This window comes from Shewanella sp. DW31 (assembly GCF_015767295.1).
GTDB lineage: Bacteria > Pseudomonadota > Gammaproteobacteria > Enterobacterales > Shewanellaceae > Shewanella > Shewanella oncorhynchi.
Genome location: NZ_JADWMP020000028.1, coordinates 51,165 through 63,352 on the forward strand (window position 1 = coordinate 51,165; position 12,188 = coordinate 63,352).

The window sequence follows — 12,188 nt, forward strand, 5'->3', positions numbered from 1 at the left end:
CGTGTAAAATATTACTCCGATCACATTAATCATATTTTACCACGCTTGCGGGTCACCCTAGTAAGCTCAGGATAATAATTTAACCAGAAGTTGGAACGCCATGAAAAAGCTAGCTCTTGCGCTGTCTGTTGTAATTGCCGCCATATCTTCACCTGCGATTGCTGAAGGTAATGCTGAAGCGGGAAAAACGAAAATCATTGTCTGTTCGGCCTGTCACGGTATGGACGGTAACAGTATGATCGATATGTACCCCAAAATTGCGGGCCAACACGCCACTTACCTCCAAAAGCAACTACATGATTTCCGTAGCGCAGCACAAACTGGCGGTAAAGATGGTCGTATGGATCCTATCATGAGTGGCATGGCAATGCCTCTAAGCGATCAGGATATTCTCGACATTAGCGCATATTTTTCTAGCCAAGCAATCCAAGTGGCTGAAGCAAAAGATGTTCCTGAGTTAGGTGCTAAACTTTACAAGGGGGGTGATGTTTCTCGTGGCATTACCGCTTGTATGGCATGTCATGGCCCAGATGGTAAAGGCGCTGAGCTTGCAGGTTTTCCAACGTTGGCAGGCCAACACGCAAACTACATCAAGATCCAGCTGACAAAATTCCGTGAAGCGGGCCGCCATAATGACTTGAATGGCATGATGCAAGATGTGGCTAAAAAACTAAATGATAGCGATATCGACGCGCTATCAAAGTATCTTTCTAGCCTGAAGTAATCTTCGCGAGTGAAAAGAAGGGTGTATTGTCACCCTTTTTTTACGCCACAAAGTTGACGTGGACGTAAACTGCGAAGATTCGTGCTTGACATAGATCACAGATTTCGGTTTAATAAGCCCCGTACCGAGATAAACCCATCTGTTTGTACAAAAAGATTAATAATAACTTACAGGTTTCGGTATAATTAACGTTCAAGATATAAGAATAAAGATACTCAATAACAATAATATACTTAAGACCACTCTCTAATAATAACAAGAGTCGTGATTTCCACTTGAAATCCAGGTCAGCACAATTTTGTAAGGGATGGCCGATAACGCCAATTTGCTTCTAGCAAAACACCTTACACTCAGGGTAACTTGCCCCATCAGGACATAGTTTACATGATGTAAACTGTAGCAAAGGAAGCGATAAGCTTAGGATGCACTGGCTGGATGCTTGTTATCACAGGAAGGTACTTAAGTAACATGGATGGTTAACTCGACGTCAATGATGACGATGCTTTAAAAGATGTGTCGCGAGACCATCTACGGAAACTGTAGTCAGGATGGCGACAGAAAAAAATAAAGTGTCTGGAAGACCATTAACAAAAATAATGCAGGGAAAGCAGTAAAAAAAAGAAGGATACCGACCGGGAAAGTCGCATAGCAAGTATGGATACTTGGAATCAGGATAAGGTGCTAAAGCACCCTTTGTAAGGCGGCAGTTAAACTGCCGCCTTTTTTCTTTTGTAACACCCCATTAGTGTCTAAAATGTGCACTCAACCAATATAATTGGTACAATCAAAGCCTTAATAACCACTTCAGCAGACTCAATGCCCAGATGCCCTCTTTGTCATAACAGTCAGACACGACTCCTTCATCAAGATAAAAAGCGGAGTTTTTATGTTTGCAAGACATGTGAGTTAACCTTTGCGGATGCGAATAGCCATTTACCCCCCGCGGCAGAGAAGCAAAGATACGGTCGTTCCCGCATAGCGTCGAAGCAAAAACAGTTATCGCAATTTATTTTGCCGCTGTTAGCGCAATTAGAGCAGCAACAAGCGGGCTGTTTATTAGGATTGAATTTTGGCCGCATACTCGATGATGAGAGCCTGACGACCATAGAAAATGCGGGCCACAAGTTAAATCAATATGATCCCTTTTTTGCCCCTAATCATGACGTGTTAAAGCTAGAGTATGATTTTATCTGCTGTTATCGGGTGTTTGAGCATTTTCAAAACCCTATAAAAGAGTGGACTTTGCTCTCTCGGCTACTGCATTCTGGTGGTTGGTTAGCGATAAGCACACCATTACTGACTGAATTAGATGGTTTTGCTAAGTGGCATTATAAGAACAACCTCACCCATGTGAGCTTTTATCAGCGACAAACCTTCGAGTACCTCGCAAACAATAGCGATTTTGAACTATTATTTGCCGCAAAGGACCTCGTTTTGATGCAAAAAACATCATAATCTGGTATAACACTCGGCCTAATTTCGCACCTTGTAGACAAGCTCACCCTTAGTCTGCAAGGCCATACGTTGTAAATAATTGAGAAGACCATGTCTCGTAGCAAGAAAACACGCAAGGGCGGCGAGAACAGCCCTAAGTTACAGCCAAGAGTGAAGAAGCAAGATCGCGCTGTAGCGACTGGCAAACGTAAAGATTCTGGCAATAAATCAGGTAGTCGTCATAACGAAAGCTTAATTTTAGCGCAAGCGCCGCAACAGCAGGCCGCTAAGAAAAAAGACCCGCGTCATGGCAGTAAAAAGCCTGTAGCTTTAGCAATTCCTGCGGCAGTGGTAACAGATAAAGCCGCTCAGCCAAAAGTAAAACAAGCTAAGCTGACTGACGAGCAAAAACTGCTGAAACTGGAAGAAGATCCAAGACTAAATCAGCTGTTAGATATGCTTGAAGAAGGCCGCGACCTCAACGAGGTTGACCAAAAGTGGTTAGATCAACAGCTAAATAAGATTGAAGCTCTGATGATTAAACTGGGCATTAGCGACGATATGGATGATGACACACCTTCATCACCTGCTAAGTCTTTGTCTGACGATGAGTTGTTCGACAAGTTCGAATCAGGCGCTGACTTACTAAAAGATTATCAAGACAAGTTCTAACCTCTCAGTGCTAAGGCATAGGGAACTCAGTTTTTAGCTGTGGCTCCTTATGCCATTCATATAAGGAGTCTTTGTGTCTACGACTATCATTATTCTCGGTTTTATCATCATAGTAGCGCTAAGTAGCTACGCCACCTTCTTAATCCTAAAACTCAAGCAGCAAAAAAAGCGTCAGCAGGCTGAACAAGCCGAGCGTGAAGTGACTGCGAACGCAAAACGTGCCCAAGTTTTAGATGATATCCGCTATATCGCCACCGCCATGATTGAAGACCGCTGTGAGATCTCTGAAGGCGTGGTCAGGATTGGGCGATTATTTGAAATCCTGTCATTAAGTGAGCGTGTGGCTCCCGATTACCCTTCATTATTCAAACACTTTGAGTTAATTAAAAATCATCCCATCATGGATGCTCGTCAAGCCTTGCCTAAGCAAGAAAGAATGAAGTTAGACTTGATCAGAATGAAGTCTGAAGCCGCATTAGAGCAAGGCATTAGTGATGATGCGAAAAAACTGTCGGATTACCAAGCCAAAGCGATGCATTAAACCAGCCAATTGCTATAGCTCAAGACCACTTATATTGTGGTTTTGAGGTTATCTCGATAAAACCCACACCAATCTTACCCTCCTTACTCCCGTGAGCCTGCGCACAAAACCGCCAAATATCGACAGACAAGCGTACTTTTTTGATAGATATTGCGTAACTTCTAAAATGACAGACGTCATTTTTACAACCTAGATCAAGGTTATTTACTTAAGAACCTTGCATACTTCGCTTGTTGCTAATTTACCCACGGAGGACACGCCTTGAAGCAGCCCACTCAGATTAGCTGGGATCAGTCGATGATCGAAAAATATAACTACAGCGGTCCCCGTTATACCTCTTACCCAACGGCATTAGAGTTCGATGACACATTCACCGAACAAAACCTGCTGACGGCCATTGAAAATAGCAAAAGCGATAAACTGTCGCTGTATATTCATATCCCGTTCTGCGCCAAGCTTTGTTATTACTGCGGCTGTAATAAAGTCATCACCCGCCACCAACACAAAGCCGATCAGTACATTGAATATTTAAGCCAAGAAATTATCAAACGTGCGCCCCTGTTCAAACATTACAGTGTGACCCAAATGCATTGGGGCGGCGGTACACCCACGTTCTTAAATCCTGAGCAGATTCTTAAACTTACGTCATTGATTAAAGCTAACTTTAACTTTGCGGAAGAAGGCGAGTACTCAATTGAAGTCGATCCTCGCGAGATAGAACTGTCAATGCTCGACACATTGAAAGAAGCGGGCTTCAACCGGATCTCCATCGGCATACAAGATTTCAATAAAGAAGTACAAATTGCCGTTAATCGCGAACAAGACGAGCAATTTATCTTCGACTTGATGGCCAAAGCGAAAGCCATGGGTTTTGTGTCGACCAACATAGATTTAATCTATGGTTTGCCACACCAAACGCCAGAAACCTTTGCCGTCACTATGCAGCGCGTTTTAGATTTATCACCTGACCGTCTGTCGGTATTTAACTATGCTCACTTACCTGCGCGCTTTGCTGCACAACGTAAGATCAAAGATGAGCATTTACCTTCGCCAAAACAAAAACTCGAAATGCTGCACCAAACTATCGAGACCTTAACTGGCGCGGGCTACCAATATATCGGTATGGACCACTTTGCTAAACCCGATGACGAGTTAGCCAAGTTACAGCGTGAAGGCAGACTGCACCGCAACTTCCAAGGTTACACTACCCAAGAAGAATGCGATTTGTTAGGTCTTGGCGTATCGTCTATCAGTCAGATTGGCGACTGCTATGCGCAAAACCAGAAAGATATCCGCCCTTACTATGAGGCCATAGATAAGGAAGGCCATGCTTTGTGGAAAGGTTGCAGCCTAAACCGTGACGATGAAATCCGCCGCGTAGTGATTAAACAGCTGATTTGCCACTTCGAACTGGATATGGCGAAAATTGATGAGAAACTGGGGATTAACTTCGAAACCTATTTCGCGGAAGATCTTAAGTTAATGCAGACATTTATCGATGATAAGTTAGTTGAAATCGTCGACAGACAGATCACTATCAGCCCTACTGGCCGTTTATTGATCCGCAATATCTGTATGTGCTTCGATCTTTACTATCGTCAAAAAGCGCGTCAGCAACAGTTCTCACGCGTGATCTAAAACGCCTATCGCAGCACTCGTAAACGCTCATAAAAAAATCCGACTCTAGAGTCGGATTTTTTATTGATGGCAATTTTTAGTAACGACTCAGAGCTTATACCAATCGTATTAAATATCTGTTCATTCAGCGGGAGTTCAACGCGCTTTAGACAAGGCGAAGGCTTGAAGGCATAGTGGTGCTCTGTCGAAAGCCTTAAACGCAGTATAAAGCGCGTTGAAACCCGCCCCTTGGGAGCCACACAGGCATCCCACTCCCGTGTTGCATTGACTAAAAAGGGAATAACCATTTCTGCGTCAATGCGCTTCGGATTGAAATGCCTGTGAGGCTCTGAACTGATTAGATATTTAAATGTGATTGGTATATACCTTAGCGGCATACAGTGCTTTGCGCTCACTGTCCGATAAAAATGCCATTTCAACGCCGTTACGTTGCACCTGCGCTAACTCAGCATCGGTTAACTTGAGTTCAGATTTGGCGATACGATACTCATGATTAATATCGATAGCGCTCACACCGGGATCATCGGTATTTAGGCTTATCAACACGCCTGCATCCATAAAGGTTCTGAATGGATGCTCAGCGTAAGAAGCCACAGTAGAAGTATGCAAGTTACTGGTTGGGCAAGATTCGATACCAATACTGTGCTTAGCAAGATATTCCATCAGCTTAGGATCGTTAATCGCGTTCACACCGTGACCAATTCGAGTTGCGCCAAGTTCTTGAATCGCTTGCCACATACTTTGTGAACCAGCAGCTTCACCGGCGTGAGCCGTAATCGCAAGACCAGCATCACGAACACGTTTAAAGTGATCGTTAAATAACTCGCCAGGGAAGCCTAATTCATCACCAGCTAAGTCCATAGCCACGAGATGTTGTTTATGGGCGAGTAAGCCTTCAAGTTCTTGAGTACAAGCAGCTTGACCGAATGAACGTGACATAATGCCAATCAAATTGATCTTCACGTTATAGTCTTTTAAGCCAGCTTTAACGCCGTCAACTACCGCCTCAACTACGCCTTCAATCGGTAACTTATGGTTCATCGCCATATAGTAAGGACTAAAACGTAACTCAGCGTAATCTAAGCCAGATAACGCCGCATCGGCAACGTTTTCATAGGCGACGCGTTTAACCGCATCCAAATCTGCGAGTACGGCAACCATCCAATCGAGCTTCTTTAAGAAGGCGACTAAGCTAGTTTCTTTCCCCTGAATTTGCACAAAAGGTGCGAGCGTCTCTAAAGAATCGGCAGGTAGCGCAATGCCGTGTTGGTGTCCTAGTTCCCAAATGGTATTTACCCGCACATTACCGTCTAGGTGACGATGCAGATCCACCAATGGAATGGATGTATCAATCATATTTAACCCCTATTTGAACTACCCAGCCAATGCTTTTGTTATTTGGTCGCGGGCGGACACTAAGTTTAACACGCATTTTCGGGGGCATTTATGCGCTAAACGCATTTAAATTCACATTCAGTCACAATTCTGCTTAATATCCATACAAGGAACGGCCGCATTCATCAGGCATAATGACTTCAATAACAACGAAAATATCAGAGATCTAACATGCATAAACTCTTAACCCCCAGTTTATTGATATGCGCATTAGGCGCCTGCAGTGCCACTCAAACCACAAAAAATATTCAAACCCCATCGTCACAGGCAATATCAGCAGCACAATCGCAAGTTGAGCCAATCGCCCCAGCGCTGCAAGCGATTATCGACCAAAGCTGGCAATTACAGCTCAGTGCGAGTCCTGAAATGGCTTACAGCATGGGCGATGCCAGTGCCGCAGGAAAATTAACGGATCTCTCGCCAGCCGCGCTCGCTAAGCTTAATCAAGGTCAAATCGCAGTACTAGCGCAGCTCAAAGCACTCGACCGCGGCAGCTTGAGTAAAGAAGATAAGATTAACGCCCAAATACTGGAAGATCAGATCCAAAACGATGTCGACCTATATCGTTTCAAGGATTATTACCTGCCCATTACGGCGGAAAGCGGCTTCCACGCTTATATCACGTCAATCGCACAGGGAAGATTCAACACCCTTGAGGATTACCGCAACTATATTGCCAAACTCAATGCACTCCCGACCTATTTCGCCCAGCAAACCCACTGGCTAAAACAAGGATTAGCCGAGGGAATAACGCCGCCAAAAGTGACACTCAATGGCTTTGAAGACAGTATCAGTGCTTATATCGTCCCTGTTGAAAAGAGCAGTTATTTCAAACCTTTTACTCAATATCCCAACTATTTCACTGAGGCACAAAAAACTCAGCTGACCCAAGAAGGCCGCACTTTAGTTGAGCAAAAAGTTCTACCTCTGTACCAAAACTTTTATGATTTCATGACTAAAGAGTACATTCCCAATGCCCGGGAAAATATCGCGGCCAGTAGCTTACCTAACGGCGCAGAATTTTATGAGAATAGGGTACGTTACTACACGACCTTGAATATGACGTCGACGCAAGTGCATGAACTGGGCGTAAAAGAAGTACAACGTATCCGCCAAGAAATGGAACAAATCATCGCGTCAGTAGGTTTTAAAGGCAGCTTTGCCGACTTCTTACATTTCCTGCGGACCGATCCCCAGTTCTACACCACCAGTGCCGATCAGTTACTCAAAGAAGCGGCATTTATTGCCAAAAAAGCCGATGCCATGCTGCCTAAGTACTTCGGCAAACTCCCACGCCAACCCTATGGTATAGCACCAGTGCCCGCCGAAATTGCACCGAAATACACCACAGGGCGATATTCAGGATCGAACAGCGATGATGAACCCGGTTACTACTGGGTCAACACTTATGCATTGGATAAGCGCCCACTCTACGAGCTAGAAGCCTTAACCTTGCACGAAGCCGTACCCGGTCATCATCTGCAAATTTCACTCAACTCTGAGCTAACCTCACTCCCAGATTTCCGTCGTTATGGCTATATCTCTGCCTTTGGTGAAGGATGGGGGCTATATTGCGAATATTTAGGTTTAGAAGCTGGTTTCTACCAAGATCCATACAGTAACTTTGGCCGCCTAACCTATGAAATGTGGCGGGCGGCGCGTTTAGTCGTAGACACAGGCATGCATGCCCAAGGGTGGAGTCGTCAACAAGCCATCGACTTTATGGCCAGCAATACCGCACTATCACTGCACAATGTCACTACCGAAATTGACCGCTATATTTCGTGGCCAGGACAAGCCTTGTCCTACAAAATTGGTGAGTTAACAATCAAACGATTACGTGCCAAGGCAGAACAGGAACTCGGCGACAAATTTGATATTCGTGCCTTCCACGATGCTGTGCTCGAAAATGGCTCTGTGCCTATGTCGATCCTCGAACAGCAAATCAATGATTTTATTGAAGCGAAAAAGGCGACACGCTAAGTTAATGAAATTCATGGGAGTCGGTATTTTCAGACTCCCATGGTTGTCTGTTACACTCTAACAAACCATTCAAGCCAAATGATTTGCGACTGAGTATGAGCCAAGCCAAAGCGACATTTTCGACTGAACACGATTTAAATACCTCAGAGCAGCAAGCCTTCTGGCAAAGCGTTGTTCAAGACACGCTAGCCTCTGCCGACGGCGTCACGCTGGCCTATATGATGGTCAAACATCCCCAAGCGCATACCGCAATCGTTCTCAGCAGTGGCCGAGTCGAGTCCTATTTAAAGTATCAAGAATTGGTCTTCGACTTATACCAACAAGGTTACTCTGTTTATGCCATAGATCACCGTGGCCAAGGGCTATCGGATCGTATGACAATCAATCCACACATGGGCCATGTGCGAAGATTCAATGATTATATTGATGATTTTGCACTATTTATGCAGAAGATAGTGTTACCACAAAACGACAAACAACTCATGCTACTTGGCCATTCAATGGGTGGCGCGATTGGCACTTTGTATCTCAAACAGCATCCCGATATTTTTACCGCCGCGGCATTTTCCGCACCCATGTATGGCATTAAATTACCTATGCCAAAAGCGTTCGTACGCTGGTTAGCCAGTAAACTCGATACCACACTCAATGGCGGCGAGCCTAATTATGTACTTGCAGGACAAAACTATAAACCTGTTCCATTCAAAGGGAATGAGCTAACTCACAGCCAAAGCCGATACCAAGCCTACCGAGAATTGTATGATGCTGCTCCTAAGTTACAACTCGGTTCACCCACTAACCGTTGGTTGACTGAATCTTTAGATGCGGCAGATACTTGCGTACTGGCAACGGCACAAATTCGCACTCCGATACTGATACTGCAAGCGAGTGAAGATAAGATTGTTGATAATGCGGCCCAGAATCTCGCCGTGAGTACCCATTGCCAATTGAAAGTAATCGCTGGGGCTGCCCATGAGATTTTTATGGAAAAAGACGCCTGCCGAAACCAAGCCTTAAACTATGCTCTCGACTTCTTTAAACGCTACGCAATAAAGGACGAGGACAAACAAGCTGGATAAAGTCCGCTTGGTTTAAAGCTCGACTGAATAAATAGCCCTGATAGCCATCACAGCCTAGTTCAACAAAAGCTTGATATTGTTGGGATGATTCGACACCTTTGGCGACAACGCTCAAATTGAATTGCCGCGCAGAGGTAATAAGTACATTCACTTTTGTTGGCATTGTGGTTAATGAATCGATACAACTCATATCCAATTTAACCGCAACTAATGGCTGATTAGCTAAGCAGCTCAAGGCACTCAAACCCGAACCGAAATGATCGAGGATGATGCCTACACCTGCTTCAACTAACTTAGAGACACGCTCATCGACAAACTGTGGTTGCATTAACAATGCGGCCTCATTGAGCTCAATACCCAGTTGATTAGCCACAATACCATGCTCCTTAACTAACCCAACGAATGCATCAACAAAATCAGCCTGACCAAATGAGAATGCACTGATATTGAGAGTCAAAGGAGGCAAACTCCTTCCTTGAGCCCGCGATTTCTGAATAAACAGACACACCCGCTTTGCCACCCAAAGATCAAGCTCAGCAATAATTCCCCCTTGTTCTGCTAACGCCACAAATTCAGCTGGCGGAATAAACTCTCCATCAGCACGATACCAACGCGTGAGCACTTCAGCCGAGACAAGTTCACTGGTCGCATTGATCACAGGCTGGAACATTAACGTTAAGCTATCTTGTTGTAATGCGGTTTGTAATTCCTGTTGCAACAGCTCATCACGGCTCTGGCGAAAGTCCATTTCAGCATGGTAAAAAGCGCACCCAGCTTGACCTGCTTGCTTAGCGCTTAACGTTGCCAACTCGGCACGACGCATGACTAAAGCAGGATCTAAGGTTTCTATACTATCGAGTAAACAGATCCCCACACACGCGCTCAGCTCAAAGTGATGATGACCGTAATGGAATGGTCGAGCAATCACTTGCCTTAACTCACTCGCAAGGGCTAAAGCACGACGAGCAGCGGCTGACGCATCTGCCGCTAAATCTTTAGCAAGCAAAACGAAATTACCAGACTCTAATCGACCGACCGTTATATTTTCAGTGAAATAACTCGATAAACGGGCCGCGATTTGCGTTAACAAGCGCTCTAATTCATGGGAATTTAAAGTGGCGACCAATCCTAAGCGATCCACCTCAACGAGCAGCAATGCTCCCCATTGCCCCGAACTATTACCTTGGGTTAAAAATTGCGATAAACGCCCCATAAAGAAATCGGGCAACATCTTGCGACCGACAACAGATTGATCCACAAGCTCAGTAATTGCAGCATGGTTCTTCGCGCTTTCTGACACATCCATATGAATGCCTATCATGCGAGTCGGGCGCCCTTGGGGATCCCAATCAACTAACATACCGCGGTCTAACACCCACACATAATGGCCATCTCTATGCCGTAAGCGGTGAACACTTTCAAATTCTTTACTCTTTCCGCTAACGTATTCCTGCAAAGCATCTAACACAATCTGCTTATCATCGGGATGTAGCCGCGTCTCCCATGTCTGGAATACTCCAGCCAATTCATCAGGTGCATAACCAATCATCTCTTTCCAGCGATCAGAAAGAAAAACCTCCCCCGTACTGATGTCCCAATCCCAAATACCGTTACGCGAACCTTCCACAGCAAATAACCAACGCAATTCACTGTCATTCAGCTGTTTAACTGCCCGACTTAAACGCTCATGTGCCTGCTGCAAACTGGCTTGCAAAGATAAAACTTCAGATGAACTCCAAGGTATCGATGTCGAAAAGGAAGAAGTACCAACCTGCTTAGCTGCCTCGCTCAACATTTGGAATGGGCGGATCAACAGGAAATATAAAATAAAGGTAAAGCCAATCAGCAATAATCCGCCAAGGCCCCAAACCCGCATAAAACGTTGCTGCAACTTAGCAGAAGCTTCGGCAACTAAAGGGGCTAAATCGGCTTCAAGATAAATCAAATCAACAGCCCCACCATACTGGGGAAGAACGGGATAATATGCTTGAATAGTTAAACGCTCGAGATTAACGAGTATCTGCGGAAGAAAAGCTTGAACCACAGATCGGTGAAGGTCTACATCATAACCATCGATGACTTGAGTCGCATTACTATCACGCCACACAGTATGATTAGCAAAACGAATACGGCTTTCAGCATCAACCAAGATATACACCATAGTGCCCATATCCAGCGCAGCTAAGGAAACTTCCTGCTCAATCCGCTCCACATCCTGTAAAGCTTGCGCCGATTGAACCACATTCTGCATGCGGAACAACTGTTGCTTTATCAAAGCCGATTGTCGCTGCGCAAGTTCAGCCCTAACTTGGTCACTTTCGAACAGGTACTCGCCTATGACCAACACTAAATATAGGGTCAGCATACAAAGAGGAAGCAGTACCGCGAGCGAAAGCTTACGAAGCATAGGCAACAGATGGCCGTTAACAAAAAAATTAATATTTTTGTATGCTAACGGGAAACTAACCACTAAGCAAAAGGACTTATCAAACTAAGCGAGATCTTCATGTAAATAATCAACTTAGAGTATAAAAGTCTGAAATAAAGGAAGGAAAAAATGTAAAGAACTAGCAGAAGAACCAAAACTAAAATGAATAGAATAATGCTATATAGCATTGGTCTTTAAATGACGATTTTACAAATTGCAGACGCAAAAAAGCCAGCTTATTCAGCTGGCTTGGTTACATCTCAATGAGATAATTAGGCGCTTGGCGATGACCTA

General features: G+C 44.7%; 10 protein-coding genes. 7 read left to right on the top strand and 3 right to left on the bottom strand.

The window, feature by feature from the left end; all coding sequences use genetic code 11:
• Positions 1-100: 100 nt before the first annotated feature.
• From GWI56_RS19260 to hemN, 5 genes are all read left to right on the top strand, one after another.
• A complete protein-coding gene (locus tag GWI56_RS19260) occupies positions 101-724 on the top strand; it encodes a c-type cytochrome (protein ID WP_105250761.1) in 624 nt (207 codons plus the stop codon).
• Positions 725-1,540: 816 nt separating this feature from the next.
• Positions 1,541-2,179, top strand: coding sequence for a class I SAM-dependent methyltransferase (locus GWI56_RS19265; RefSeq protein WP_198573806.1), 639 nt, complete (start codon positions 1,541-1,543; stop codon positions 2,177-2,179).
• A 90-nt stretch (positions 2,180-2,269) separates the two neighbouring features.
• Complete coding sequence (yihI, locus tag GWI56_RS19270) at positions 2,270-2,830, top strand: Der GTPase-activating protein YihI (protein ID WP_105250763.1); 561 nt, start codon at positions 2,270-2,272, stop codon at positions 2,828-2,830.
• Positions 2,831-2,903: 73 nt separating this feature from the next.
• Positions 2,904-3,371 (top strand): DUF2489 domain-containing protein, encoded by a 468-nt coding sequence (locus GWI56_RS19275; RefSeq protein ID WP_113940148.1) that lies wholly within the window; start codon positions 2,904-2,906, stop codon positions 3,369-3,371.
• A gap of 261 nt (positions 3,372-3,632) precedes the next feature.
• Entirely contained in the window at positions 3,633-5,009 is a 1,377-nt protein-coding gene (gene hemN / locus GWI56_RS19280; RefSeq protein WP_198573807.1) for an oxygen-independent coproporphyrinogen III oxidase, read from the top strand.
• 5 nt (positions 5,010-5,014) lie between these two features.
• On the opposite strand, the gene GWI56_RS21775 is transcribed toward hemN, so the two are convergent.
• Both GWI56_RS21775 and add read right to left on the bottom strand, forming a co-directional pair.
• Positions 5,015-5,248: a hypothetical protein gene (locus GWI56_RS21775; protein WP_347339153.1), complete on the bottom strand. Its 234-nt coding sequence runs from the start codon at positions 5,246-5,248 to the stop codon at positions 5,015-5,017.
• 106 nt (positions 5,249-5,354) lie between these two features.
• A complete protein-coding gene (gene add, locus GWI56_RS19285) occupies positions 5,355-6,365 on the bottom strand; it encodes an adenosine deaminase (RefSeq protein WP_198573808.1) in 1,011 nt (336 codons plus the stop codon).
• A gap of 210 nt (positions 6,366-6,575) precedes the next feature.
• Between add and GWI56_RS19290 the strand changes: the two genes are divergently transcribed.
• Together GWI56_RS19290 and GWI56_RS19295 are read left to right on the top strand one after the other, a co-directional pair.
• Entirely contained in the window at positions 6,576-8,387 is a 1,812-nt protein-coding gene (locus tag GWI56_RS19290) for a DUF885 domain-containing protein (protein ID WP_198573809.1), read from the top strand.
• Positions 8,388-8,482: 95 nt separating this feature from the next.
• Positions 8,483-9,466, top strand: a complete 984-nt coding sequence (locus tag GWI56_RS19295) for an alpha/beta fold hydrolase (RefSeq protein WP_198573810.1) — start codon at positions 8,483-8,485, stop codon at positions 9,464-9,466.
• Here GWI56_RS19295 and GWI56_RS19300 read toward each other — a convergent pair.
• Positions 9,423-11,873 carry a GGDEF domain-containing phosphodiesterase gene (locus GWI56_RS19300; RefSeq protein WP_198573811.1) on the bottom strand — a complete coding sequence of 817 codons (2,451 nt, stop codon included), beginning with the start codon at positions 11,871-11,873 and terminating at the stop codon, positions 9,423-9,425. The genes GWI56_RS19295 and GWI56_RS19300 overlap by 44 nt on opposite strands.
• Positions 11,874-12,188: the final 315 nt, after the last annotated feature.

Coding starts and splice junctions, on each gene's coding strand:
- GWI56_RS19260 (WP_105250761.1), top strand. CDS start 101: ATGAAAAAGCTAGCTCTTGCGCTGTCTGTTGTAATTGCCGCCATATCT.
- GWI56_RS19265 (WP_198573806.1), top strand. CDS start 1,541: ATGCCCAGATGCCCTCTTTGTCATAACAGTCAGACACGACTCCTTCAT.
- yihI (WP_105250763.1), top strand. CDS start 2,270: ATGTCTCGTAGCAAGAAAACACGCAAGGGCGGCGAGAACAGCCCTAAG.
- add (WP_198573808.1), bottom strand. CDS start 6,365: ATGATTGATACATCCATTCCATTGGTGGATCTGCATCGTCACCTAGAC.
- GWI56_RS19290 (WP_198573809.1), top strand. CDS start 6,576: ATGCATAAACTCTTAACCCCCAGTTTATTGATATGCGCATTAGGCGCC.
- GWI56_RS19295 (WP_198573810.1), top strand. CDS start 8,483: ATGAGCCAAGCCAAAGCGACATTTTCGACTGAACACGATTTAAATACC.
- GWI56_RS19300 (WP_198573811.1), bottom strand. CDS start 11,873: ATGCTTCGTAAGCTTTCGCTCGCGGTACTGCTTCCTCTTTGTATGCTG.